The following is a 24,017-nucleotide window of genomic DNA, read 5'->3' on the forward strand; positions in this document are numbered from 1 at the left end:
GGCCGGCGGGCGCCCCGGCATTAGGGTGGGGGTCATGCGAGTCGGAGTACCGACAGAGATCAAGAACAACGAGTTCCGGGTGGCCATCACCCCGGCCGGGGTCGCCGACCTGACCCGGCACGGCCACGAGGTGCTCGTCGAGGGTGGCGCCGGTGTGGGTTCGGCGATCTCCGACCAGGATTACGCGGCCGCCGGTGCGTGCATCGCGGCCGACGCCGAACAGGTGTGGGCCGAGGCCGAGCTGGTGCTCAAGGTCAAGGAACCCGTGGCGGCGGAGTACCCGCGCCTGCGCCGGGGGCAGACGTTGTTCACCTTCCTGCACCTGGCGGCGTCGACGGCGTGCACCCAGGCGCTGCTGGCGGCCGGCACCACGGCGATCGCCTACGAGACCGTCCAGCTGCCCGACGGATCCCTTCCGTTGCTGGCGCCCATGAGCGAGGTCGCCGGCCGGCTGGCGGCCCAGGTGGGCGCCTACCAGCTGATGAAGACCCAGGGCGGCCGCGGCGTCCTGATGGGCGGTGTGCCCGGCGTGGTCCCCGCGCAGGTGATGGTGATCGGTGCCGGCACCGCCGGCTACAACGCCGCGCGGGTCGCTGCCGGGATGGGCGCCCAGGTCACGGTGTTCGACGTCAACCTCGCCCGGCTGCGCGAGCTCGACGCCGAATTCGCCGGGCGGATCCAGACCCGGCATTCGTCGGCCTTCGAGCTCGAGGCGGCGGCCCGGGATGCCGATCTGCTGATCGGCGCGGTCCTGGTCCCGGGCTCCCGCGCCCCCAAGCTGGTCTCCAATGCACTTGTCGCGCAGATGAAGCCCGGTTCGGTTCTGGTCGACATCGCCATCGATCAGGGCGGCTGCTTCGAGGATTCGCGTCCGACCACCCACGACCACCCGACCTACACCGTGCACGACAGCGTGTTCTACTGCGTGACCAACATGCCGGGTGTGGTGCCGCGCACCGCGACGTTCGCGCTGAGCAACGCCACCATGCCCTTCGTACTGAAGCTGGCCGACCAGGGCTGGCGGCGCGCCTGCCGCGCGGACTCCGCACTGGCGCACGGCTTGTCGACCCATGACGGCGCCCTGCTGTCCGAGCGGGTGGCCGTCGATCTCGGTCTGGCGTTCACCGACCCCGCGGCGGTGTTGGCCTGAAGCCGCTCAGGCCAACAGGTCGCCGTCGACGTAGAACCACCGTCCGGCACGCACGCGAAACCGGGAGCGTTCGTGCAGCACGCCGTCACGGTGCCGGGCGATGAACTCCACCTCGCCCGCGTCGTCGCCGGCGCGACCGGCCGCGGTGTCGACGATCTGCACGCTCACCCAGTCCACGCCGTCCTCGGCGTCCAGGTCAGCGGGCCGGGTGCGGGGATGCCAGCTGGCCCAGACGTAGTCCAGGTTGGCGGTGGCGTAGGCGCTGTAGCGGGCGCGCATCAACTCCTCGGCGGTGGCGGGCAACCGCTCCCCGAGATGCAGGGGCAGGCAACAGCGGCCGAACAGGGTGTCGCTGCCGCAGGGGCAGGGGTTCGTGGAACGCACCGCCCCAGTGTGCCCTCCACCTCAATCGGACCCACAGTTGACACCTGTCAAGTACAGTGGGTCCATGCTTCTCGACGACGTCTTGCCCGACGCCCCGACCGGCACCGACGGCGCGCTCGCCATCTTCGACGCGGCACCCGCGGTGGATCCGGAGTTCATGATCGGCACCTGGCATGGCGCCGAGCTGCCCACCGGCCACCCGCTCGACGGTCTGCTGGCGGCCAGCGGCTGGTGGGGTAAACAGTTCCGGGACGCCGAAACGGTCCACCCCTTGCTGTTTCGCACCGCCGACGGCAGCGCGCTGTGGCCGTTGAACCCGCTGCCGGCGTTCGGTGGCCTCGGCCTGGCGGGCCGGTTCCCGGGCCTCAAGCAGCGCAACTTCACCACCGCGATCGTCGCCGGGCGGCCGGTGCTGCAGGCCCGCGGCCCCAAGGCGCGGTTGCGCACCACGCGCTATCGCGGCGTCGACACCGCCACCATGATCTACGACCAGCTGCCCATCAACGACGTCTTCCGGCGCCTCGACGACCAGAGTGTCATCGGCGCCATGGATCTGCGGGGCGTCGCGCGACCGTACTTTTTCGTGCTGCGCCGCGACGATTCCCTGCCGGTGCGTTGATCACGGGGTGAGCGCGGCGAGCACCGCCGCGGCCGGACCCCGCATCGCCGTGGCGAACGCCGTTCCCGCCCACAGATTCGTCCAGTCCGGATCCCCGGCGGCGACGGCGGCGCGGCGCAGCGGCGCCGCCATATGGTGCACCTCGGGGTATCCCGCCGGGGCGGTGTCGTCGAAGCGACGGAGGAATTCGTTGCGCAGACCGCGCGCGTACCGGCCCGAAAACACCCGCGTCACCGCGGTTTCGGTGAACTGCGCTGAGGTCAGCGCGGCGCGGTGCACAGCATTGGTGCCCGCCTCGTCGCTGAGCAGCAACGCGGTGCCCAGCTGCGCCGCGTCGGCGCCCCGGTCGAGCACCGCGGCGACCGCCGCCACCGTACCCAGACCGCCGGCCGCGACCATCGGCACCTCGACGACGCGGCGCACCGCCGCCACCAGTTCGCCGAGCGGCTGCGCCGCGGGCCGCTCGACGGGATCCCAGCTCCCCCGGTGCCCGCCGGCCTCGGGTCCCTGCACCACCAGCGCATCGATGCCCTGGGCCACCGCCGCCTCGGCCTCGGCGGCCTTGGTGACGGTCATCAGCGTGTAGATGCCGAGCTCGCGCAAGCGTTGCAGCACAAGGCGATCCGGCAGGGCGAAGGTGAACGACACCGCCTCGGGACGCAGATCGGCGACGGCCTCGAGCTTCTCCGCCCACCCGTCGTCGTCCCAGCGGGCCGGCCCCAGTTCCACGCCGTAGCGGACGGCCTCCGGAACCAGGGCGTCGCGGTAGCGCTGCAGTTCGGCCGGTTGCGCGACACTGGGCTGCGGCACAAAGAGATTGACGCCCACCGGACCGGTGCCGGCGGCGCGGGCCGCGCGCAGATCATCGGCGAGCCGCTGCGCGCTCAGGTAACCGGCCGCGACGAAGCCGAGCCCGCCCGCGTTCGACACCGCGGCGGCCAGCTCCGGGGTCCCCGGCCCGCCCGCCATCGGCGCCCCGACCAGCGGCACCGCGAGATCGGCCAGGGCGAACGACATGGCTATCCCGCTATCGCCGTGAGACGTCGGGGCAGGGCAGCGCGCGAGGCCCGCGGCCCCAGCACCGCGGCCCCCACGGGCTGCGCGAGCAGGTTGCGAGCCACGGCGTTCACCTCGTCGAGGGTCACCGCGTCGATGTGGGCCAGCGTGTCGTCCAGACTGCGATGTTCGCCGTAGTTGATCTCGCTACGGCCGATCCGGTGCATCCGCGAGGCGGAATCCTCGAGGCCCAGAACCAGTCCCCCGCGCAGGGACCCCTTGGCGATGCGGCACTCCTGTTCGGTGATGCCGTCGGTGGCCACCTGCCCCAGCACGTCGGTGGCCACCGTGACCACCTCGTCGAAACGCTCCGGCAGGCAACCGGCGTAGACCGACAGCGCGCCGGTGTCGGCGAACGTGTCCACCATCGAGTACACCGAGTAGGCCAGCCCGCGGGACTCCCGAATCTGTTGGAACAACCGGGAACTCAAGCCGCCGCCCAACGCATTGTTCAGCACGGCCAAGGCCCACCGGTGCCGCCAGTTGCGGCCCGGGGCGCGCACGCCCAGCATCAGGTGGGTCTGTTCGGCGTCCCGGCTGACCAGCTGCAGGGTGGGGGTTCCGGGCACCCGGCCGGTGCCGGCGCGCGGCGCGGCCGCGGTGCGGCCCTCGACGATCCGCCGGGCGAAATGCTCGCGCACCAGGGCGACCACCTCGTCGTGATCGACGTTGCCGGCCACCGCGACGACCATCCGTTCCGGGGTGTAGCGGCGCAGATGGAAGGAGTGCAGCTGGGTGCGCGTCATCGCCGAGATCGACTCGATGCTGCCGATCACCGGCCGCCCCACCGGGTGCGTGCCGAACATCGCCGACATGAACACGTCGGCCAGGGTGTCCTCGGGATCGTCGTCGCGCATCGCGATCTCCTCGAGCACGACATCGCGCTCGAGTTCGACGTCCTCGGCGGCACACCGGCCGTTGAGCACGACATCGGCGACCAGATCGACGGCCAACGCCAGGTCGGTGTCGAGCACGTGGGCGTAGTAGCAGGTGTGCTCTTTGGCCGTGAAGGCGTTCAGTTCCCCGCCGACGGCGTCCACCGCCTGGGCGATGTCGACGGCACTGCGGGTCGGTGTCGACTTGAACAGCAGGTGTTCGAGGAAATGCGCGGCGCCGGCCACGGTGCGGCCCTCGTCGCGGGAGCCGATGCCGACCCACACCCCGACCGAGGCCGACCGCACCGACGGCACGAACTCGGTGACAACGCGCAGACCACCCGGGAGGGTGGTGCGGCGCACGGCCGTGTGGTCGTGCGCCGCCCCGTCGGCTCTAGGCGTCGGCGGTCGCAACATCTGCAGACGCCGGAGTGCCCTCCGGTGCCTCTGCCGCGGCGTCCTCCTCGGCGACCAGGATCAGCGAGATCTTGCCGCGGTTGTCGATGTCGGCGATCTCGACGCGCAGCTTGTCACCGACCTTGACAACATCCTCGACCTTGGCGATCCGCTTGCCGCGGCCCAACTTCGAGATGTGCACCAGGCCGTCGCGACCCGGCAGCAGCGACACGAACGCGCCGAAATCGGTGGTCTTGACGACGGTCCCGAGGAACCGCTCACCCACCTTGGGCAGCTGCGGATTGGCGATGGCGTTGATCTTGTCGATCGCGGCCTGCGCCGACTCGCCGTTGGACGCGCCGACGAACACCGTGCCGTCGTCCTCGATGGAGATCGACGCGCCGGTCTCCTCGGTGATCGAGTTGATCATCTTGCCCTTGGGCCCGATCACCTCGCCGATCTTGTCGACCGGCACCTTGATGGTGGTGATCCGGGGTGCGTACGGGCTCATCTCGTCCGGAGCGTCGATGGCCTCGGCCATCACCTCGAGGATGGTGATCCGGGCATCCTTGGCCTGGGCCAACGCACCCGCGAGCACCTGCGAGGGGATCCCGTCGAGCTTGGTGTCCAACTGCAGGGCGGTGACGAAGTCCTTGGTGCCCGCGCACTTGAAGTCCATGTCGCCGAAGGCATCCTCGGCGCCGAGGATGTCGGTCAGCGTGACGAAGCGGCGCTCCACCACCCCGTCGACCTCTACGTCGTCGGAGACCAGGCCCATGGCGATGCCGGCCACCGGCGCCTTCAGCGGCACACCGGCGTTCAGCAGCGACAGCGTGGAGGCACACACCGAACCCATCGAGGTGGAGCCGTTGGAGCTCAGCGCCTCAGAGACCTGCCGGATGGCGTACGGGAACTCCTCGACGCTCGGCAGCACGGGCATCAGGGCCCGCTCGGCGAGCGCCCCGTGGCCGATCTCGCGGCGCTTGGGCGAGCCGACGCGACCGGTCTCACCGGTCGAGTACGGCGGGAAGTTGTAGTGGTGCATGTAGCGCTTGGAGGTCTCCGGCCCCAGCGAGTCGATCTGCTGGGCCATCTTGACCATGTCGAGGGTGGTGACACCCATGATCTGGGTCTCGCCGCGCTCGAACAGGGCGCTGCCGTGCGCGCGCGGGATGATCGCAACCTCGGCGGACAGCGCCCGGATATCGGTGACGCCGCGGCCGTCGATGCGGAAGTGATCGGTCAGGATCCGCTGGCGGACAAGCTTTTTGGTCAGCGCCCGGTAGGCGGCGCCGATCTCCTTCTCGCGCCCCTCGTAGGTCTCGGCGAGCCGCTCGAGCACCTCGACCTTGATCTCGTCGGTGCGGTCGTTGCGCTCGTTCTTGTTCGCGATGGTCAGCGCCGCGGACAACTCGTCGGTGGCCACCGAGGCCACCGAGTAGTAGACGTCCTCGCCGTACTCGGGGAACAACGGGTACTCGGCCGTCTCCTTACCGGCGGCCTCGTGCAGCTCCTGCTGCGCCTTGCACAGCGCGGCGATGAACGGCTTGGCGGCCTCGAGACCCTCGGCCACCACCGTCTCGGTGGGCGCCGCGGCGCCACCGGCGACCAGGTCGATGACGTTGTCGGTGGCCTCGGCCTCGACCATCATGATCGCGACGTCGTCGTTGCCGGAGCCGTCGGACACGACGCGACCGGCGACGACCATGTCGAACACCGCCCGCTCGAGCTGCTCGACATCGGGGAACGCCACCCACTGCCCGTCGATCAGCGCCACGCGCACACCGCCGACCGGGCCGGAGAACGGCAGGCCGGAGATCTGGGTGGAGGCCGACGCGGCGTTGATGGCCAGCACGTCGTAGAGATCCTTGGGGTCGAGGCTCAGGATGGTCACCACGACCTGGATCTCGTTACGCAGCCCGCTGACGAACGTGGGCCGCAGCGGCCGGTCGATCAGGCGACAGGTCAGGATCGCGTCGGTGGACGGGCGGCCCTCGCGACGGAAGAAGGATCCGGGGATGCGGCCGGCGGCATACATCCGCTCCTCGACGTCGATCGTCAAGGGGAAGAAATCGAAATGGTCCTTGGGGGTCTTGCTGGCGGTGGTGGCGCTCAACAACATGGTCTCGTCGTCGAGGTAGGCCACGACGGCGCCGGCGGCCTGCTGGGCCAGCCGGCCGGTCTCGAAACGGATGGTGCGGGTGCCGAAGCTCCCGTTGTCAATGACGGCGGTCGATTCGAACACGCCTTCGTCAATCTCAGCAACAGACATAGATGTCCGCATGCCCTCTCTGGTTATTCAACTGTTTTGCGTCGTCACGCGTCAGGACACCAGATGCGGCTGCGGCCGTCGATCGAAGCTGCCGGAATTCCCCCGGCAGCCACTACCGAAGACCGCCCACACCATCGGCGACCTCCCCCTCGAAGGGGATGCAGTGACGCGCTGGAACGGTGCGCGCGGTCTGCGCGAACCGCACCGTGTCCCGGCCGATACGGACGCGGAACAGCCCTACTCTACACCGCGACGAATCCGGTCCGGACAAACCCGCAGGTAGGGGCGCGTCAACGGAGATTCTCCACGCAGACGGTGAACTCCCGCTGCTCGTAGGCGTAACCCTGCCCGCTCAGGCACTGATCGACGTTGGCGACGTCGGTGAGGATCTGCGTGGCGCGCTGGCGGTGCGGCACCGACCGATCGGCGCAGTCCACCCGCACCGGGTCGGTGTGATGCTCGGGATGCACGCTCATGCAGCCGCCGACGGTCCAGTCGATGTCCAGGCACACGGTGCTGACGTTGTCGGACAGACCGCCGCGCTGCGAGTAGAACGAGTCGACGTCGCTGGGGCATTGATCGCCGCCCGGTCCGTTGACCGTGGCGACCACCTTGAAGTTGGATTCCGGGCTGCCGCAGGGCACCTCGTGGGCCTCGGGACGGTCGATCGCGCCCCCGACACGCAGGCAGTCGCCCACGTTCAGGTCATTGGCCCGCGTGTTGGCCGGCGGAACCTCGGCGCAGCCGGTCACCCATGCCGCCGCGATGACAACCACGGCGGGGATGACACGGCGGTGGGTCAGCGACGCAGACCCAACCGCTCGATGAGGGAACGGTAGCGCGCCACGTCCACCTGGGCGACGTACTTGAGCAGCCGGCGACGGCGACCCACCAGCAGCAGCAGTCCGCGCCGCGAGTGGTGGTCGTGCTTGTGCATCTTCAGGTGCTCGGTGAGATCGGTGATGCGCTTGGTCAGCAGGGCAACCTGCGCCTCGGGCGATCCGGTGTCGGTCTCGTGCAGGCCGTAGCTGCTGAGGATCTCTTTTTTCTGCTCGGCGGTAAGCGCCACGAATTCACTCCATCTGTTTCAGTCCGCGAACATCAAATCCCTGCGGGACCCGACGCGGCCACCGCGAACTGCAGCACACGTCGTCGATTGTCGTCGCAGAGTTTAACAGCGCGGGTACCGAAACGACGATTCCGGACGCGCGGCGGCGCTAGCGGGCGTCGTGCAGGATGGTCCGGGCCTTCTCCGTGTCGACGTGCATGGTCTTGACCAGGTCTTCGACCGACTCGAACTTCTCCTGACCCCGGATACGGGCGACGAAGTCGACGGCGACGTGCTGCCCGTACAGGTCGGCGGCGGTGTCGAGGACGAAGGCCTCCACGGTGCGGGTGCGCCCGGAGAAGGTCGGGTTGGTCCCCACCGAGACCGCGGCCTGATACCGCTCGCCCGGAATGACCGTGCCCATCACCGGCCCGTGCCCCAGGACGGTGAACCAGGCGGCGTAGACGCCGTCGGCCGGGATCGCCGAATGCATCGGCGGGGCGACGTTGGCCGTGGGGAAGCCCAGCCCCTTGCCGCGGCCGTCGCCGCGGACCACGACACCCTCGACCCGGTGCGGGCGCCCCAGCGCCTCGGTGGCCGCCGCCATGTCGCCGGCGTCCACGCAGGACCGGATGTAGGTGGAGGAGAAGATCACGCCGTTGTTCTCGTCCTGCTCGGCCACCAGGCCCATGGCCTGCACCGAGAACCCGAACCGCTCGCCGGCGGCGCGCAGCATCTCGACATCGCCGGCGGCCTTGCGGCCGAAGGTGAAGTTCTCGCCGACCACCACCTCCACCACGTGCAGGCGCTCCACCAGCAGCTCGTGCACATAGCGTTCCGGGGTGAGCTTCATGAAGTCCGCCGTGAACGGCATCACCAGGAAGACGTCGATGCCGAGTTCCTCGACGAGTTCGGCGCGCCGCGTCAGCGTGGTCAGCTGCGCGGGGTGGTTGCCGGGGAAGACCACTTCCATGGGGTGCGGATCGAAGGTCATCAGCACCGCGGGTACGCCGCGGGCACGGGCCTCCTTGACCGCGCGCGCGATCAACTCGGCGTGTCCGCGGTGCACCCCGTCGAACACTCCGATGGTCAGCACGCATCGGCCCCAGTCCGTGGGGATCTCGTCTTGTCCCCGCCACCGCTGCACGTCGGTAAGCCTACGATGCGACGCCCCGCGCGTCTGCCCGGGTCACCCATCCGGCCTGCCCGCGGCGACCGGGATCACACTGGGCGCCCAGATGAGGTGACCATTGCCTAAACTCGATGCCGTGAGTCCCAACGATGGTCTCGACAGTGGTGCCAGCGAGCTGACCACGGTCGCTCAGGACTACTTGAAGGTCATCTGGACCGTGCAGGAGTGGTCGCCGGAGGAAAAGATCAGCACCAAGCTGCTCGCCGACCGGATCGGCGTCTCGGCGAGCACCGCCTCGGAGTCCATTCGCAAGCTCGCCGGTCAGGGGCTGGTCCACCACGAGAAGTACGGCGCGGTGACGCTGACCGCGCGGGGCCGCGCGGCCGCGCTGTCCATGGTGCGCCGGCACCGGCTGTTGGAGACCTTTCTGGTCAACGAACTCGGCTACAGCTGGGATGAGGTGCACGACGAGGCCGAGGTGCTCGAGCATGCCGTGTCGGAGCGCATGCTCGACCGGATGGACGCCAAGCTGGGCTACCCCACCCGGGACCCGCACGGCGACCCGATCCCGGCGGCCGACGGGAAGGTGCCGACCCCGCCGGCCCGGCAGCTCTCCGATTGCGGCGACGGCGACGAGGGCACGGTGGCCCGCATCTCCGATGCCGATCCGGAGATGCTGCGGTACTTCGACACCGTCGGCATCAATCTCGACGCGCGGCTTCGGGTGCTGGCTCGCCGCGACTTCGCCGGGATGATCTCGGTGGCGGTGCAATCGCACGCCGGCGAGAAGACCACGGTCGATCTGGGCAGCCCGGCGGCCGAGGCCATCTGGGTGGTCGCTTGACCTACGCCCGTGGCCGCTACAGCGTCGCGGGTCGCACCACCACCACCGACTTCGTCCGCCCGTTCGGGCGGTCCTCCAGCAGGGCCATCACCCGACCGTCCGGGGCGACGGCGGCGTAGATGCCGTCGATGCCGGCCGCCGGCAGCGGTCGTCCGTGGCTGGCGTCCTCGGCCTGGGCGGCGTCCAATTCCCGACTCGGGAACCCCTGCCGGCAGGCATCGTCGAGCGAGTAACTGAGCTCCGGCGCGGCCTCCAACCCGTCCAGGGTCCGCGCCTGCTCCAGTCCGTAACCGCCGACGCGGGTGCGCCGCAGCGCGGTCAAATGCCCGCCGACGCCCAGCGTCGCACCGACGTCGCGGGCCAGCGCCCGAATGTAGGTGCCCGACGAACAGTCCACGACGACATCGACGTCGACGACGGCGCCGAGGCGGCGCACGGTGACGATGTCGAACCGGTCGATGCGGACCGCGCGCGCGGCCAGCTCGACGGATTGCCCGTCGCGGGCGAGTTGATAGGCCCGCTTGCCGCCGACCTTGATCGCGCTGACCGACGACGGCACCTGCTCGATGTCGCCGCGCAGCGCGGCCACCGCGGCGCCGATCGCGTCGTCGGTGACCGCGTCGGCGGAAACTTCCTGCAGCAGTTCGCCTTCGGCGTCATCGGTGGTGGTGGACTGCCCCAGCCGGATCGTGGCGGTGTAGGTCTTCGACGCCCCCGCCACCAGGCCCAGGATCTTGGTGGCCCGCTCGATGCCGATCACCAGCACCCCGGTGGCCATCGGATCCAACGTGCCGGCGTGCCCCACCTTGCGGGTGCCGAAGATGCGGCGGCAGCGGCCGACGACGTCGTGACTGGTCATCCCACCCGGCTTGTCGACGATCACCAATCCGGGCGCTGGGACCTGCTTGCTCACAACACGATCGCCGTCAGCGCCAGCCCGTCGGTGACCGACCAGCGGCCCCGCAGCGTGGCCAGGGGTGGCCCCGACTTGGCGACCGGGTCGATCAGGATCCTGGAGGTGAACCGGCCCGACGCACCGGAGTCGTCGACCTCGAAGCTGATGTGGGCGTCCTCGAACCCCAGCCAGCGCTCCGTCAGCGGGAACCAGGCCTTGTAGGTGGCCTCCTTGGCGCAGAACAGGATTCGGTCCCAGTGCAGGCCGGCCGGCAGCGCCGAGATCTCGGTCCGCTCGACGTCCAGGCTGATCGCGCCCAGCACGCCGTCGGGCAGCACGTCGTGCGGTTCGGCGTCGATGCCGACGGACCGCACCGTGGTGCTCGACCCCACCACCGCGCCGCGGTAGCCCTCGCAGTGCGTCAGGCTGCCGACCACACCGTCGGGCCAGCGCGGTTCCCCCTTGGGGCCCTTGAGGATCGGTGCGGGACCGACCCCGAGTTCGTTCAGCGCCAGCCGCGCGCAGTGCCGCACGGTGACGAACTCGTTGCGCCGCTTGGCCACCGAGGTGGCGACCAGCGGCGCCTCCTCCGGCAGCGGGGCCAGCCCGGGCGGGTCGGTGAAAACCTCGGCCGTGTACACCGAGTCGGGCACGATGGCCCCGATACGTTTGGTCATGACCGCCTGCTGCGCAACCGATCCCGGAACTTCTCGGAGGCGGCCCGCATCTCCGGGGTGATCATGAAGTGGCCGCCGAACTCGTTGAGGTAACCGGGCGCGTACTGCGGATCCGGCAGTACCTGGCGCAGCCACCGATAGGGTTTGCGGCGCCGCCACTCGCGCGGGTAACCGACCGACACCTCTTCGAAACGGACCCCGTCGTACCAGGTGGTGCGCGGGATGTGCAGGTGACCGTAGACCGAGCACACCGCGTTGTAGCGGGTGTGCCAGTCGGCGGTGTCGGTGGTTCCGCACCACAGCGAGAACTCCGGGTAGAACATCACGTCGCAGGGGTCGCGCACCAGCGGGAAGTGGTTCACCAGGACCGTCGGGGTCATCCAGTCGAGATCCTCGAGGCGCTTGCGGGTGTGCTTGAGCCGGTCCCGGCACCAGGCGTCCTTGGTGGCGTAGGGCTCGCTGGAGAGCAGATACTCGTCGGTGGCCACGACGCTGCGTTCCTTGGCGATCGCCAGCCCCTCGGCCTTGGTGGTCGCCCCGGCCGGCAGGAAGCTGTAGTCGTAGAGCAGGAACATCGGGACGATGGTGGCCGGGCCGCCCTCGTCGGTCCATACCGGATACGGGTGCTCCGGGGTGAGCACCCCCATCTCGTCGCACATGTTGACCAGGTAGTCGTACCGGGCGCGGCCGAACACCTGCACCGGATCCTTACCCGTGGTCCACAGTTCGTGGTTGCCGGGCACCCAGATCACCTTCGCGAACCGCTTGCGCAGCAGATCCAGCGACCAGCGGATCTCGTCGGTGCGCTCGGCTACGTCGCCGGCGACGATCAGCCAGTCGTCCGGCGAGGAGGGGTAGAGCGACTCGGTGACCGGCTTGTTCCCGGTGTGACCGGTGTGCAGATCGCTGACCGCCCACAGCGTGGGGCGCGATCTGGTCGCAGTCTCGTGTGTCACGACAATCCAGCCTAGTCATCCGTGGAAACCGCGGCGCGGCCCGTAGGGAGGAACTAGAACAGGTTTTTGTTTGTTCCTTGTACACTCCCCGCAGGTCGGTTGCCCAGAAAAGGGGGTGTGATGGTCGCCAAGATGCGGTTGTTCGCAGCGTTGGGGGCGGCGTTCGCCGCGGCCCTGGTCGGCGTGCAGACCACGCTGCCCGCCGGGCCGACGGCCAGCGAGGTGGCGCTGCGCTCCACCGACGCCCCGTTGAACCCCGCACCCCGCAGCCCGGTGATCGACTACACCGACCCGGAGCCGTTCAACCCCTGCACCGACATCCCGCTGGACGTCGTCAACGGGCTGGGCCTGGGGTTCACGCCGCCCGAGCAGGAGAACAGCCTGCGGTGCAAGTACGACGCGGGCCCCTACCAGCTGGCCGTCGAGGCCATCATCTGGCGCACCTACGAGAAGTCGCTGCCGCCGGATGCCGTCGAGCTGGACATCAACGGCCATCGCGCCGCGCAGTTCTGGGTGATGAAGCCCACCGACTGGAACAACCGGTGGTGGATCACCTGCATGATCACCTTCCGCACCAGCTACGGCGTGATCCAGCAGTCGCTGTTCTATTCGCCGATCCATTCCCCGAGCCGGCCGGACTGCATGCAGGAAAACCTGAACCGGGCCCATCAACTGACCCCGCACTACATCTTCTGAATCCTCTGGCCCTGCCCACGCCGTAGCCTGACCGGGTGCCCCCGATCTCCAAAGATGCCCCGGCCGTCGGCCTGCCGGCCGCCCGCCGGCGCGCCCACGGGCTGATCAGCCGACTGGCGAACGTCCCGCCCCGGACCACGACTTATCGGGTGGAACGGCGGCTGCGGGTCCCGATGCGCGACGGCGTCGAGCTGCTCGCCGACCATTACGCACCGGACACCGCGGCACCGTCCGGCACCCTGCTGGTGCGCTGCCCCTACGGCCGCGGATTTCCGTTCTCCACGCTGTACGCCGCCACCTACGCCGCCCGCGGGTATCACGTGGTGCTGCAGAGCGTGCGCGGCACGTTCGGCTCCGGCGGCGAGTTCGAACCGCCGGTCCACGAGGCGGCCGACGGCGCCGACACGGCCGCCTGGTTGCGCGAACAGCCCTGGTACACGGGTTCTTTCGGCACCGTCGGGCTGTCCTACCTGGGGCAGACACAGTGGGCGCTACTGGAGGACCCGCCGAAGGACATGGCCGCAGCGGTGGTGGTGGTCGGCGTGCACAACTTCGCCGCGTCCTCATGGGGCACCGGGGCGTTCGCGGCCAACGACTTCCTGGGCTGGAGCAACATGATCCGCAACCAGGAGGAGCCCAACCGGGTCCGGCTGCTGCTCAACCACCTGCGGGCGGGCCGGAAGGTGGCGCGCGCCATCGGGCAGGCCCCGCTGGCGGCCTCCGGGCGGACGTTGCTCGCCGATGGCGCGCCGTGGTGGGAGAAATGGATCGAACACCCGGACGTCGACGACCCGTTCTGGGACCGGTACAAGTTCTACGGCGGCCTCGACCGCGCCGGCGTGCCGGTGCTGCTGATGGGCGGCTGGCAGGACCTCTTCCTGGAGCAGACCCTCGAGCAGTACCACCGACTGCACGACCGCGGGGTCGAGGTCGCGCTGACGCTCGGGCCGTGGACGCACACGCACATGACCGAGCGCGCGGCCGGGCAGGTGCTCCGCGAGAGTCTGGATTGGCTCGGTCGCCACCTCGGGGACGAACCCGGCGCCGGGCGCGCCCCGGTGCGCTACTTCGTCACCGGCGGAGGCGGCTGGCGCGAGGCCGAGCAGTGGCCGCCGACCGACACCCAGGATCGTGCGCTGTACCTGGGATCGGCCGGGCTGACCGAACAGGCGCCGGAGGCCGCCGGTTCCCGCTCGTTCACCTTCGACCCGCGTCGGCCCACGCCCACGGTCGGCGGGCGCCTGCTCGCCCCGGGCGCGGGGCGACGGCGCGACGATAAGCTCGCCGCGCGCCCGGATGTGCTCAGCTTCACCAGCGCCCCCCTGACCGCCGACCTCCACGTCTACGGCCCGCCGGTCATCGAACTCGACCACACCTCGGACAACCCGCACGTCGACCTGTTCGTCCGGGTCAGCGAGGTGGACCGAAAAGGGCGTTCCCGCAACATCAGCGACGGATACCGGCGGCTGGTGCGCACCGAGCACGACGACCCGGTGGTCCGGATCGAACTCGACGAGATCGCGCATCGCTTCGCGGCCGGAACCCGGCTTCGGGTGCTGGTGGCCGGCGGCTCGTTTCCGCGCTTCGCGCCGAACCTGGGCACCGGCGAGGACCCCGCACACGGCGCGCGGCTGGCCCCGGCCACCCACACCGTGCACCTGCGCGGCGCGTCCCGCCTGCTGCTGCCGGAGGGCCCGGCGCGCCCCTAGCAAACTAGGCCACGGTGGCGCGGACCCGCGCGGCCACCGCGGCGAGTTCCGCCGATGGGTGCGCGGGGGCACCGCGGATCTCACGCACGGGCAGATCGACCCAGCTCTTGCAGCCACCGAAGTCCGGCGAGCGCGGCAGCCGCACCGGGCGCTCGAGCGCGCGTACCTCGACCACCAGCACCGCCAGGCGGTGTTTGGGCCGAAAGTCGAGGCGGTCTGTGCGCACCGACTCCTCGGTCCAGATGTGCAGGTCCGCGATCTCGCCGAGGCGTTCCGGTCGCTGCACCGCGACCACATCGACCACCTTGGCCGCCGCGCGCACGAGCACGGCCTCGTCGGTGCTGTCCGCGGCCGCCGCGGTCACCAGGTCCCGGTGTTCGGGCCGCACCCGCTCGGCGTGGCTGTGCGCAACCGTCGGGAACAGCAGGAACTCCTCGGCGTTGACCTCGAAGCGCTTCTCGTGGATGCCGCCCTTGCGCAGCAGGACCCGCTGGCGGCCGTCGAGCAACGCGTGGACCGCCGCGCTCCACTCCTTGAGCGCGGGCGTCATGAGCCCCGGGCGGCGATCCGCGCCAGCACCTCCGGCCGCCGCAACGGCGGCTGCGTCCTGGGCGGTTGCCGACGCGGCGGCAGCGACGCGAGCAGCCGCGTCGTGGAGGCGCTGACCTCGGCGACGGCGGCCTCGAACGCGGCGGCGTTGGCCTCGGAGGTGCGGGCGATTCCGCTGACCTTGCGGACGTACTGGCGGGCGGCGGCCTCGATCTCGGCCGGCGTGGCCGCCGGCTGCAGCCCGCGCAGTTCGGTGATGTTCCGGCACATGGACTCCAACGTAGGCGCGCGTCCCGCCGGTGGCTACCGTGTTGGCCATGAGTGACTCCGAGGTTCTGCTGATCGACACCACCGACCGGGTACGCACACTGACGCTGAACCGGCCCAAGTCCCGCAACGCGCTGTCGAAGGCGCTGCGCACGGAGCTGTTCGCTGCCCTGGCGGCCGCCCAGACCGACGACGACGTCGACGTCGTGATCCTCACCGGCGCCGACCCGGTCTTCTGCGCGGGCCTGGACCTCAAGGAACTCGGCGACACCACCGAGTTGCCCGACATCTCCCCCAAGTGGCCGGAGATGGACAAGCCGGTGATCGGCGCCATCAACGGCGCCGCCGTCACCGGTGGTCTCGAGATCGCGCTGTATTGCGATGTGCTGATCGCCTCGGAGCAGGCCGCGTTCGCCGACACCCACGCGCGCGTCGGGTTGCTGCCCACGTGGGGGCTGTCGGTGCGGCTGCCCCAGAAGGTCGGGGTGGGGCTGGCGCGCCGGATGAGCCTGACCGGTGACTACCTGTCGGCCGCCGACGCGCTGCGGGCCGGACTGGTCACCGAGGTGGTGCCGCACGACCAGCTGCTCGACGCCGCCCGCGCCGTGGCGGCCTCGATCGTCGGCAACAACCAGAAGGCCGTGCGGGCGCTGCTGGACTCCTACCACCGCATCGACGGCGCGCAGACCAACGGGTCGCTGTGGCTCGAGGCCGAGGCCGCCCGCGCCTGGATGCGCTCGACGTCCGGCGACGACATCGCCGCGAGCCGCTCGTCGGTGATCGACCGGGGCCGCAGCCAGGTCCGCTGACCCCCTCCTCCCTTGGCGACGGTGCGTGTCGCCGGCCGACACGCCGAGGGATTTGCGTGCATTGCGCACGCTCGGGGCTACACCGCCCGCGCGGCCGCCGCGCCCGCGGCGTGCAGCCAGCGCAGCGGCTCGCGCATCGCCGCCTCCGCCGATCCGGCGAGCTCGGTCAGCGACACCGTCGGCACCGCGCACTGCGTGGCGACCTGGCCGGCGACGACCACCGGCGCGGCGCCGGCGGCGGCGGCCGCCGAGAGCACGTGACCGACCAGCTTGCCGCCCAGCGACGTGTCGTCGAAGCGGCCCTCACCGGTGACGACGACGTCCGCGGTGGCCAACCCTTCGGGCAGACCGGTGATCTCGCCGATGCGCCGGGAGCCCGACACCGCGGTCGCGCCCCAGGCCAGCAGCCCGAATCCGACCCCACCGGCCGCTCCCGCGCCGGGCCGCTGCGGGTCGGCGACCAGTCCGGCCTCGGTGAGCGCCCGCGCCCACCGCCGCAGGGCCTCGTCCAGGGCGGCGACGTCCCGGTCGGTCGCGCCCTTCTGCGGACCGAAGACCGCGGCGGCCCCGCGCGGGCCGTACAGCGGCGCCTCGGTGTCGACCAACAGCTCGACACCCCGTGGTGGCAGCGACGAAAGCCCTTCGGCGTCAACGTGGTCCACCTGGGTGAGACCGCGCGCCCCGGCCTCGATCGGGTTCCCACCGGCATCGACGGCCACCAGACCCAACGCCGCCAACACGCCGGCGCCGCCGTCGGTGCTCGCCGATCCGCCCAGGCCCACTTGCACCGAGGTCGCCCCGGCGGCCAGCGCTGCCGCGATCACCTCGCCCAGGCCGCGGCTGCTCGCACCCCACGGATCCAGTTGCGTCATCAACGCGATGCCCGACGATTCGGCCAACTCGACCACGGCGCGCCCGTCGTCGTGCCGCAGCCAGCGCGCGCGAACCGGTCGACCGTCAGGGCCGGACACCTCCGCGTGTTGCCAGCGCCACGGCGCCGACTCGGCGATCGCCTCGAGGGTGCCCTCCCCGCCGTCGGCCTGCGGCAGCAGCACGAGGTCGTCGTCGCCGCGCACCGAGCGCCAGCCCTGCGCCAGCGCGCCCGCAACCTCGGTCGCCGACGCGGAACCCTTGAAGGAGTCGGGCGCAATGACGACCTTCACAACGCGGGCAGCACCAGATCGGCGAATCGGCGCTTCATCGTGTCGATGACGGTCCGCCCGTCGGTGGCCCACACCGCCTCGTTGAAAATCTCGACCTCCACGTCGCCGTCGTAGCCCGCTTCCGCCACCAGCGTGGCGATGGCACCGAAGTCTATGACGCCGTCGCCCATCATGCCGCGCGAGAGCAGCGGGTCCGCGGCCATCGGCACCAGCCAGTCGCACACCTGGAAGGAGCTGATCCGTCCCTGCCGGCCCGCCGTCGCGATGCCGGCAGCCAGGTCCGGATCCCACCACACGTGGAAGGTGTCGATCACCACGCCGACGGTATCCGCAGGGTGCGGCGCAGCCAGCTGCAACGCCTGCCCCAGGGTGGAGATGACGGCACGGTCCGCACAGAACATCGGGTGCAGGGGTTCGAGCGCCAGTCGCACCTCACGCTCGGCGGCGTAGGGCACCAGTTCGGCGATCCGCTCGGCCACCCGAGCGCGGGCGCCCACCAGGTCTCGGTCGGGGACGCCACCGACCACCAGCACCAGTTCCGAGGTGCCCAGGGCCGCCGCCTCGTCGATGGCGCGCCGGTTGTCGTCCAGCGCCGCCGAGCTGTCCCCGGCGCCGGTGAGGAAGCCGCCACGACACAGGCTCGAGACTCGAAGCCCGTTGTCCCGCACGAGTTTTGCCGCGACGTCCAGACCGGCTTCGGCGACCCGGTCCCGCCACAGGCCGACGGCGGGCAGGCCGGCGTCGGCAGCGCCCTGCACCGCCTCGCGCAGGGTCCAGGCATTGGTGGTCTTGGTGTTGAGCGACAACCGGGCAAACGGTCGTCCCGTCGCGGTCATCGACCGACCCCGTTCACAGACAGGAAGCTTCGCATCCGAGCGGCTGCCAGGTCCGGATCGGCGAGCAGACCGGCGCGGTCGGCGAGCACGAACAGCTCGCTGAGGTGGCCCACGGAGCGGCCCGATGCCTGCCCACCCACCATCGCGAAGCCCGGCTGGTGGCCGTTGAGCCAGGAGAGAAAGGCGATACCCGTCTTGTAGTGGCGCGTCGGTGCGGCGAAGATGTGCCGCCCCAAGGCCTCAGTGGATTCCAGGATCTCGCGTGCTCGCCGGTCGTTTCCGGTATCCAGCTCCTGCAGCGCGGTCGAGGCCGCCGGGTAGATCGCGGCGAAGATACCCAGCAGCGCGTCGGAGTGCCCGGCGTCGTCGCCGATGATCAAGGCCGGATAGTTGAAGTCGTCCCCGGTGTAGAGCCGCACCCCGTCGGGCAGCGCCCGACGCAACGCCACCTCGTGTTCGGCGTCCAGTAGCGACACCTTGACTCCGTCGATCTTGCCGGCGTGCTCCTCGATGAGCCCGCGAAATGTCGTGGTGGCGCCGTCGAGGTCGGTGTCGCCCCAGTAGCCGCGCAGCGCGGGGTCGAACATCTCCCCCAGCCAGTGCAGGATCATCGGGCGGTCCGCCTCGGCGAGCAACGCGCCGTACACCCTCAGGTAGTCGGCGGGTGAGCCGGCCACCTCGGCGAGTGCGCGGGACGCCATGAGGACCACCTGCGCACCGGCGCTGCGCACCACGTCGATCTGGGCCCGGTAGGCGTCGGTGATCTGCGCGAGTCCCCGCGCGCCGCCCGCGAGATCGGCCACCGTCAGGTGATCGGTCCCCGCCCCACAGGCCAGCCGGCCGCCGACGGCGTCCGCTTCGCGCGCACTGCGCCGGATCAACTCCTGGGTGGCGGCCCAATCCAGCCCCATCCCCCGTTGCGCGGTGTCCATCGCGTCGGCGACACCGAGGCCATAGGACCACAGCTGGTGCCGGTAGGCCAGGGTGGCGTCCCAATCCAGCTCCGCCGCCGAGTCCGGCGTGTTGTCAGCGAGCACCTTCGGGATGACATGCGCTGCGGCGTAAGCGATGCGGGAGGTGATCGGTGCTTCCGGGCGCCGCCACGGGCCCGGCCGGCCGAGCTGGTAATCGCGTAGCTCCCCGTCGATCGGCAGGGTCAGCGAGACACCGGCGGCGGTCTCCGTCGCGGCGGTCACAGCACGATCTCCGGGACGGCTAGGCGCTTGCCCTCGGCCGAGCTCCGCAGACCCAGCTCGGCGAGTTGGACGCCGCGGGCGGCGGACAACAGGCCGAAGCGGTGGGCTCGCCCGGCGACCACGTCGCGCAGGTACTCCTCCCACTGCAGCTTGAAGCCGTTGTCCAGCTCGGCGTTCGCGGGCACCTCAAGCCATTGGTCACGGAACCTCTCGGTTACCGGAAGATCGGGATTCCACACCGGTTTCGGCGTGTGCGCCCGTTGTTGGGCGACGCAGCCCCGCAGTCCGGCGACGGCGGAGCCGTGCGTGCCGTCGATCTGGAACTCGACGAGTTCGTCGCGATGGACGCGAACGGCCCACGAGGAGTTGATCTGCGCGACGATGCCGCCCGCGATCTCGAAGATCCCGTAGGCCGCGTCGTCGGCGGTGGCCGCATACTCGCGGCCCTCCTCGTCCCAGCGGGTGGGGATGTGTGTCACGGTCCGGGCCGTGACCGCCTCGACCGGCCCCAGCAGCCCCTCCATCACGTAGTTCCAGTGGCAGAACATGTCTACGGTGATGCCGCCGCCGTCCTCGGCCCGGTAATTCCAACTGGGCCGCTGCGCGGGCTGACCGTCGCCCTCGAAGACCCAGTAACCGAACTCACCGCGCATCGACAGGATCCGCCCGAAAAAGCCTTCGTCGACCAGGCGTCGCAGCTTGACCAGACCCGGCAAGTACAGCTTGTCATGGACCACCCCGGCGACCACGCCGGCGTTCTCTGCCATTCTCGCCAGTTCTACTGCCTCAGTGAGGGTTTCAGCGGTCGGCTTCTCGGTGTAGACATTCTTCCCGGCCTTGATCGCCGCGGTGAGCGCGGCCCTGCGCCGCGAGGTCACCTGCGCGTCGAAGTACACCGTCACCGTGGGGTCGGCGATCACCGCCTCGACGTCCGTGGTCCAGTGCTCCACACCGTGCTCGGCCGCCAGTTCGGCGAGCTTGTCGGAATTACGGCCCACCAGAATCGGTTCCACCGCGACCCGGGTGCCGTCGTCGAGCTGAAGGCCGGTGTCCCGCAGCGGAAGGATGGACCGCAGCAGATGCTGCCGGTAACCCATCCGGCCGGTCACGCCGTTCATCGCGATGCGCAAAGTGGACCGGCCGACGCCGGGAGATGAAGACATGTGCAGATTCCTTCTCTGGTGTGTCCGGCGGATCGTGGCCGCCGGGACGAGTGCGGTCGGTGGGCTCGCGCGGCGCAAGCACCTCGAATGAGGGGTGCGCGGCGGTGTCAGCACTTCGGAATGCGCTTTCCAAGGTAAACTGCAAACACGCTCCGGTCAACCACGGAGCGACCGAACACAGAGCGGGAGCGGCGATGGCGGCGGTAACCCTGCAGGATGTGGCGTTGCGCGCCGGAGTGTCCCAGGCGACGGCATCGCGCGTGCTCAACGGCTCGTCCCGCGTCCCCGGTGCCGGCGTGGCCGACCGTGTCCGTACCGCGGCACGTGAACTCGGCTACGTTCCCAACGCGCAGGCGCAGGCGCTGGCCCGCGCCTCCACCGGGCTGATCGGCCTCGTCGTCCATGACATCGCCGACCCCTACTTCTCCTCGATCGTGCGTGGCGCCCAGGCCGCCGCCCGCGTCGCCCGCAAACAGGTACTACTTGCCAGCACCGACCGGGACTTCGACGTCGAACGGGACTCGGTGAGCACCTTCATCGCCCACCGTGCCGACGCGATCGTGTTGGCCGGCTCTCGGCAGAGCGGTGACCTCGACCGCGACCTGGAGGCCGAATTCGACCGCTACCGCGCCAACGGCGGACGCGTGGTGGTGATCGGCCAGCCGCTCGCCTTCGGCGGTGCCGTGGAGCCCGAAAATTATTCTGCCTCAGCTGAATTGGCTGACGCTTTGGTAGCGGCAGGCCACCGACGGTTCGCCGTGATCGGCGGGCCGGGCAGCATCCGCACCGCCGTGGACCGGCGCAACGGATTCGTCGACGCGCTGTGCAGGAAGGGGCTCAGCACGGTGGTCGAGGTAACCGGGGAGTTCACCCGCGACGGCGGGTATTCCGCGGCGCGGCGCCTGGCGGCCGCACTGCAACTCGAGCCCGGCCTCGCGGCCGGGCCGGTTTGCGTGTACGCCGTGACCGACGTGATGGCCATCGGCGCCATCGCCGCCTGGCGGGAACTCGGCCTGCGCGTCCCCGACGACGTATGCGTCGCCGGTTTCGACGACATCCCGACCCTGAGAGACCACACTCCCAGCCTGACCACCGTCGCGCTGCCGCTCGAACAAATTGGCGCCCGCGCTGTCGAACTAGCCTTGGATTCCGCAGCTGACCTGCGCGAACGTGCGGCAGGCCGCGTCATCCTGCGCGACAGCACCCGCTTGGGCTGAAGCTCCTTCGGCCACCGTCCACGGCGCCCGCCACCGAGCGGTTGACAGTGTGTGCGGCGTCACGTTATCGTCGGATCGGCTTCGGAAAGCGCATTCCCAGTCGGATCGGACTGTTCTTACACCGCGTTCGACCCGTGCAACTGCGACCTTGAGGACATTCCCATGGCGGCAACCACTTCGGCCCGCGTCCGCAAACCGGACGGCGGAACGGCTTCCACTGCGACCCGCTCGCCGGTTCGAAAGGCCTTCTCCCCGCGCCGCACGGCGGCCTCCGTCTGGCGGCCCCTCGCCCTCGTCGTCGTCCTGCTGGTCGGCTGGTGGGCAGTCACCGCAGCGGAACTCGTCGCCCCGTACATCCTCCCGTCGCCGGCCGACACCTGGAGCGCCGCCGCCGACAACGCGGCCTATCTGACGCAACACACCTGGGTGACCACCTGGGAGACGCTGGTCGGCTTCGCGATCGCCACCGTCCTCGGCGTGCTGATGGCGGTGGTGATGGTCTACTCCGCCAGCCTGGAGAAGACGGTCTATCCGCTCATCCTGTTCGCGCAGGTCATCCCCAAGATCGCGGTGGCGCCGCTGTTCATCGTGTGGCTGGGCTTCGGGCCGTCGCCGAAGATCCTGGTCGCCGTCCTCATGGCGTTCTTCCCGATCGTGATCTCCGGGCTGGCCGGCATGCGCTCGGTCGATCCGGAAATCCTGGAACTCACCTCGACGATGGGTGCCAGCCGGTTCAAAACCTTCCTCAAGATCCGCCTGCCCGCGTCCTTGCCCCAGTTGATGTCGGGTTTGAAGGTGGCTGCCACCCTCGCGGTCACCGGCGCCGTCGTCGGCGAGTTTGTCGGAGCCAACGAGGGACTCGGCTACGTCATCCTGCAAGCCAACGGAAATATCGACACGGCAATGCTTTTCGCGGCCTTGATCATCATGTCAGCGCTCGGCATCGTCCTGTTCGCGATCATCGAGGTCGCCGAGAAGTTGCTCATCCCCTGGCATTCATCACGCCGGGTGATCAATTCCGCCACCGCCTGACCACCGACCCCCACCGAAGAGGAGCTCCTCCATGTTCGTCCACCGGACCCGTATCGCCGCAGCCGCGGCCACCGCCGCCGTGCTGGCCTTGGCCGGCTGCGGCAGCAGCGCCGAAGATGCCCCTGCCCCAGACGGTTCCGCCGCGGCGTCGACGCTGATGCTGAACTGGTACCCGTACGGTGAGCACGCTCCGTTCTACTACGGCGTCGAGGAGGGCATCTTCGCCAAACACGGCATCGACCTGCGGATCGACGCCGGCCAGGGCTCCACCAAGACCGCCCAGGCCGTCGGCACGTCGAGGGTGGACTTCGGCTGGGCCGACGCGCCCGCGGTGCTGAGCAACATCGACAAGGGTGTCGACATCAGGAGCACCGGGGTCTTCCTGCAGACCACGCCGTCGGCCGTTCAGGTGTTCGCAGACTCCGGCATCGAGACCCCGCAGGACCTGGTGGGCCGCACCATCGCGGTTTCCGCCGGGGACGCCCCCACCACCACCTTCCCAATTTATCTCGACAAGGTCGGCGTGCCCGCCGACGAGGTCACGCAACAGAGCCTGGACGCGGCCGGCAAGATGTCGGCCCTGATGTCCGGCCGGGTCGACGGCCTGATCGGCTTCTCCCACGACCAGGGGCCCACCATCGCCGACAAGAGCGGACGCGCCGTGCATTACCTGCGCTACTCCGACGCCGGCCTGAACTTCTTCAGCAATGGCCTGATCGCTCACACCGCCACCATCGAGGACGAGCCCGAGTTGGTGCAGGCGATGGTCGACGCCACCAGCGAGGCGTTCGCCGCCGCCGTCGCCGAACCCGAGGCCGCCGTCGAGGCGATGGTGGGCAAGGACCCGCAGATGCCGCCGCGCGAGGTGTTGTTGGAGCAGTGGCAGCAGACCATCCCGCTGTTGTCCACTCCGGCCACCGCCGATCTGCCCCCGGGCGCCAACGCGGCCGAAGACTGGACCACCACTATCAGCACGTTGACCGAGGCCGGGCTGCTGGGGTCGGCGAAGGAGCCCGGTGCATACTGGGATTCGTCGTTCGCCCCCAAGACCGATCGATAGCCAGAGAGGGCAACGA

The 24,017-nt window shown here is 70.1% G+C and carries 25 protein-coding genes; 9 read left to right on the forward strand and 16 right to left on the reverse strand.

Translation table 11 applies throughout. The annotated features are described in order from the left end of the window. Positions 1-34: 34 nt before the first annotated feature. Positions 35-1,150: an alanine dehydrogenase gene (ald, locus tag R2K23_RS14180; protein ID WP_316510241.1), complete on the forward strand. Its 1,116-nt coding sequence runs from the start codon at positions 35-37 to the stop codon at positions 1,148-1,150. 6 nt (positions 1,151-1,156) lie between these two features. Here the strand turns inward: ald and R2K23_RS14185 are convergent, their stop codons facing one another. Continuing rightward, the gene (locus R2K23_RS14185; protein WP_316510242.1) at positions 1,157-1,534 is read right to left on the reverse strand and encodes a YchJ family protein; all 378 of its coding nucleotides are present in this window, start codon (positions 1,532-1,534) and stop codon (positions 1,157-1,159) included. A 64-nt stretch (positions 1,535-1,598) separates the two neighbouring features. Here R2K23_RS14185 and R2K23_RS14190 point away from each other — a divergent pair, with 64 nt between their 5' ends. Then, positions 1,599-2,153 carry a DUF4334 domain-containing protein gene (locus tag R2K23_RS14190; protein WP_316510243.1) on the forward strand — a complete coding sequence of 185 codons (555 nt, stop codon included), beginning with the start codon at positions 1,599-1,601 and terminating at the stop codon, positions 2,151-2,153. On the opposite strand, the gene R2K23_RS14195 is transcribed toward R2K23_RS14190, so the two are convergent. The 6 genes from R2K23_RS14195 to R2K23_RS14220 form a co-directional block, all read right to left on the reverse strand. Next, entirely contained in the window at positions 2,154-3,170 is a 1,017-nt protein-coding gene (locus R2K23_RS14195) for a nitronate monooxygenase (protein ID WP_316510244.1), read from the reverse strand. A 2-nt stretch (positions 3,171-3,172) separates the two neighbouring features. Next, entirely contained in the window at positions 3,173-4,501 is a 1,329-nt protein-coding gene (locus R2K23_RS14200; RefSeq protein WP_316510245.1) for a M16 family metallopeptidase, read from the reverse strand. Further along, complete coding sequence (locus tag R2K23_RS14205) at positions 4,479-6,752, reverse strand: polyribonucleotide nucleotidyltransferase (protein ID WP_316510246.1); 2,274 nt, start codon at positions 6,750-6,752, stop codon at positions 4,479-4,481. Before R2K23_RS14205 ends, R2K23_RS14200 begins: the two co-directional genes overlap by 23 nt. 290 nt (positions 6,753-7,042) lie before the next feature. Beyond that, positions 7,043-7,537 carry an LppU family putative lipoprotein gene (gene lppU, locus R2K23_RS14210; protein ID WP_417852486.1) on the reverse strand — a complete coding sequence of 165 codons (495 nt, stop codon included), beginning with the start codon at positions 7,535-7,537 and terminating at the stop codon, positions 7,043-7,045. 14 nt (positions 7,538-7,551) lie between these two features. Next, positions 7,552-7,821: a 30S ribosomal protein S15 gene (rpsO, locus tag R2K23_RS14215; RefSeq protein ID WP_316510247.1), complete on the reverse strand. Its 270-nt coding sequence runs from the start codon at positions 7,819-7,821 to the stop codon at positions 7,552-7,554. A 148-nt stretch (positions 7,822-7,969) separates the two neighbouring features. Continuing rightward, entirely contained in the window at positions 7,970-8,947 is a 978-nt protein-coding gene (locus tag R2K23_RS14220; protein WP_316510248.1) for a bifunctional riboflavin kinase/FAD synthetase, read from the reverse strand. Between the two features lie 121 nt (positions 8,948-9,068). Between R2K23_RS14220 and mntR the strand changes: the two genes are divergently transcribed. After that, a complete protein-coding gene (gene mntR / locus R2K23_RS14225; protein ID WP_316510249.1) occupies positions 9,069-9,776 on the forward strand; it encodes a manganese-binding transcriptional regulator MntR in 708 nt (235 codons plus the stop codon). Between the two features lie 16 nt (positions 9,777-9,792). Here the strand turns inward: mntR and truB are convergent, their stop codons facing one another. The 3 genes from truB to R2K23_RS14240 are packed head-to-tail and all read right to left on the reverse strand — an operon-like array spanning position 9,793 to position 12,304. After that, on the reverse strand, positions 9,793-10,689 hold the full coding sequence (truB, locus tag R2K23_RS14230) for a tRNA pseudouridine(55) synthase TruB (RefSeq protein ID WP_316510250.1): 897 nt from the start codon (positions 10,687-10,689) through the stop codon (positions 9,793-9,795). After that, entirely contained in the window at positions 10,686-11,348 is a 663-nt protein-coding gene (pptT, locus tag R2K23_RS14235; protein ID WP_316510251.1) for a 4'-phosphopantetheinyl transferase PptT, read from the reverse strand. The genes truB and pptT overlap by 4 nt, the downstream gene beginning before the upstream one ends. Continuing rightward, complete coding sequence (locus R2K23_RS14240) at positions 11,345-12,304, reverse strand: metallophosphoesterase family protein (protein ID WP_396892023.1); 960 nt, start codon at positions 12,302-12,304, stop codon at positions 11,345-11,347. Before R2K23_RS14240 ends, pptT begins: the two co-directional genes overlap by 4 nt. 120 nt (positions 12,305-12,424) lie before the next feature. On the opposite strand from R2K23_RS14240, the gene R2K23_RS14245 reads away from it, so the two are divergent. Both R2K23_RS14245 and R2K23_RS14250 read left to right on the forward strand, forming a co-directional pair. Then, positions 12,425-13,000 carry a DUF3558 domain-containing protein gene (locus R2K23_RS14245; RefSeq protein WP_316510252.1) on the forward strand — a complete coding sequence of 192 codons (576 nt, stop codon included), beginning with the start codon at positions 12,425-12,427 and terminating at the stop codon, positions 12,998-13,000. A 71-nt stretch (positions 13,001-13,071) separates the two neighbouring features. Then, the gene (locus R2K23_RS14250) at positions 13,072-14,709 is read left to right on the forward strand and encodes a CocE/NonD family hydrolase (protein ID WP_396893599.1); all 1,638 of its coding nucleotides are present in this window, start codon (positions 13,072-13,074) and stop codon (positions 14,707-14,709) included. 4 nt (positions 14,710-14,713) lie between these two features. Here R2K23_RS14250 and R2K23_RS14255 read toward each other — a convergent pair whose 3' ends face one another. Then, a complete protein-coding gene (locus tag R2K23_RS14255; RefSeq protein WP_316510253.1) occupies positions 14,714-15,259 on the reverse strand; it encodes a DUF1802 family protein in 546 nt (181 codons plus the stop codon). Beyond that, the gene (locus tag R2K23_RS14260; protein WP_316510254.1) at positions 15,256-15,528 is read right to left on the reverse strand and encodes a DUF2277 domain-containing protein; all 273 of its coding nucleotides are present in this window, start codon (positions 15,526-15,528) and stop codon (positions 15,256-15,258) included. Before R2K23_RS14260 ends, R2K23_RS14255 begins: the two co-directional genes overlap by 4 nt. 47 nt (positions 15,529-15,575) lie before the next feature. Here R2K23_RS14260 and R2K23_RS14265 point away from each other — a divergent pair, with 47 nt between their 5' ends. Then, positions 15,576-16,334 carry an enoyl-CoA hydratase gene (locus R2K23_RS14265; protein ID WP_316510255.1) on the forward strand — a complete coding sequence of 253 codons (759 nt, stop codon included), beginning with the start codon at positions 15,576-15,578 and terminating at the stop codon, positions 16,332-16,334. Positions 16,335-16,411: 77 nt separating this feature from the next. On the opposite strand, the gene R2K23_RS14270 is transcribed toward R2K23_RS14265, so the two are convergent. Genes R2K23_RS14270 through R2K23_RS14285 form a run of 4 tightly spaced genes read right to left on the reverse strand, consistent with a single transcriptional unit; the run spans position 16,412 to position 20,692 of the window. Continuing rightward, positions 16,412-17,497, reverse strand: a complete 1,086-nt coding sequence (locus R2K23_RS14270; RefSeq protein WP_316510256.1) for a glycerate kinase — start codon at positions 17,495-17,497, stop codon at positions 16,412-16,414. Beyond that, on the reverse strand, positions 17,494-18,333 hold the full coding sequence (locus R2K23_RS14275; RefSeq protein ID WP_316510257.1) for a sugar phosphate isomerase/epimerase family protein: 840 nt from the start codon (positions 18,331-18,333) through the stop codon (positions 17,494-17,496). Before R2K23_RS14275 ends, R2K23_RS14270 begins: the two co-directional genes overlap by 4 nt. Then, positions 18,330-19,529, reverse strand: coding sequence for a dihydrodipicolinate synthase family protein (locus tag R2K23_RS14280; RefSeq protein WP_396892027.1), 1,200 nt, complete (start codon positions 19,527-19,529; stop codon positions 18,330-18,332). Before R2K23_RS14280 ends, R2K23_RS14275 begins: the two co-directional genes overlap by 4 nt. Beyond that, the gene (locus R2K23_RS14285; protein ID WP_316510258.1) at positions 19,526-20,692 is read right to left on the reverse strand and encodes a Gfo/Idh/MocA family protein; all 1,167 of its coding nucleotides are present in this window, start codon (positions 20,690-20,692) and stop codon (positions 19,526-19,528) included. The genes R2K23_RS14280 and R2K23_RS14285 overlap by 4 nt, the downstream gene beginning before the upstream one ends. Before the next feature lie 194 nt (positions 20,693-20,886). Here R2K23_RS14285 and R2K23_RS14290 point away from each other — a divergent pair, with 194 nt between their 5' ends. The 3 genes from R2K23_RS14290 (at position 20,887) to R2K23_RS14300 (ending at position 24,001) form a co-directional block, all read left to right on the forward strand. Then, a complete protein-coding gene (locus R2K23_RS14290; protein ID WP_316510259.1) occupies positions 20,887-21,909 on the forward strand; it encodes a LacI family DNA-binding transcriptional regulator in 1,023 nt (340 codons plus the stop codon). Positions 21,910-22,071: 162 nt separating this feature from the next. Beyond that, a complete protein-coding gene (locus tag R2K23_RS14295) occupies positions 22,072-22,941 on the forward strand; it encodes an ABC transporter permease (protein ID WP_316510261.1) in 870 nt (289 codons plus the stop codon). Positions 22,942-22,972: 31 nt separating this feature from the next. Further along, positions 22,973-24,001, forward strand: a complete 1,029-nt coding sequence (locus R2K23_RS14300) for an ABC transporter substrate-binding protein (protein ID WP_316510262.1) — start codon at positions 22,973-22,975, stop codon at positions 23,999-24,001. Positions 24,002-24,017: the final 16 nt, after the last annotated feature.

This window comes from Mycolicibacterium sp. MU0050 (assembly GCF_963378085.1).
Taxonomy (GTDB): Bacteria; Actinomycetota; Actinomycetes; order Mycobacteriales; family Mycobacteriaceae; genus Mycobacterium; species Mycobacterium wendilense.

Excerpts from the sequence above, each read along its gene's own strand:
- ald (WP_316510241.1), top strand. The coding sequence starts at position 35 with ATGCGAGTCGGAGTACCGACAGAGATCAAGAACAACGAGTTCCGGGTG.
- R2K23_RS14190 (WP_316510243.1), top strand. The coding sequence starts at position 1,599 with ATGCTTCTCGACGACGTCTTGCCCGACGCCCCGACCGGCACCGACGGC.
- R2K23_RS14195 (WP_316510244.1), bottom strand. The coding sequence starts at position 3,170 with ATGTCGTTCGCCCTGGCCGATCTCGCGGTGCCGCTGGTCGGGGCGCCG.
- R2K23_RS14200 (WP_316510245.1), bottom strand. The coding sequence starts at position 4,501 with ATGTTGCGACCGCCGACGCCTAGAGCCGACGGGGCGGCGCACGACCAC.
- R2K23_RS14205 (WP_316510246.1), bottom strand. The coding sequence starts at position 6,752 with ATGTCTGTTGCTGAGATTGACGAAGGCGTGTTCGAATCGACCGCCGTC.
- pptT (WP_316510251.1), bottom strand. The coding sequence starts at position 11,348 with ATGACCAAACGTATCGGGGCCATCGTGCCCGACTCGGTGTACACGGCC.
- R2K23_RS14245 (WP_316510252.1), top strand. The coding sequence starts at position 12,425 with ATGGTCGCCAAGATGCGGTTGTTCGCAGCGTTGGGGGCGGCGTTCGCC.
- R2K23_RS14255 (WP_316510253.1), bottom strand. The coding sequence starts at position 15,259 with ATGACGCCCGCGCTCAAGGAGTGGAGCGCGGCGGTCCACGCGTTGCTC.
- R2K23_RS14260 (WP_316510254.1), bottom strand. The coding sequence starts at position 15,528 with ATGTGCCGGAACATCACCGAACTGCGCGGGCTGCAGCCGGCGGCCACG.
- R2K23_RS14265 (WP_316510255.1), top strand. The coding sequence starts at position 15,576 with ATGAGTGACTCCGAGGTTCTGCTGATCGACACCACCGACCGGGTACGC.
- R2K23_RS14275 (WP_316510257.1), bottom strand. The coding sequence starts at position 18,333 with ATGACCGCGACGGGACGACCGTTTGCCCGGTTGTCGCTCAACACCAAG.
- R2K23_RS14285 (WP_316510258.1), bottom strand. The coding sequence starts at position 20,692 with ATGTCTTCATCTCCCGGCGTCGGCCGGTCCACTTTGCGCATCGCGATG.
- R2K23_RS14290 (WP_316510259.1), top strand. The coding sequence starts at position 20,887 with ATGGCGGCGGTAACCCTGCAGGATGTGGCGTTGCGCGCCGGAGTGTCC.
- R2K23_RS14295 (WP_316510261.1), top strand. The coding sequence starts at position 22,072 with ATGGCGGCAACCACTTCGGCCCGCGTCCGCAAACCGGACGGCGGAACG.
- R2K23_RS14300 (WP_316510262.1), top strand. The coding sequence starts at position 22,973 with ATGTTCGTCCACCGGACCCGTATCGCCGCAGCCGCGGCCACCGCCGCC.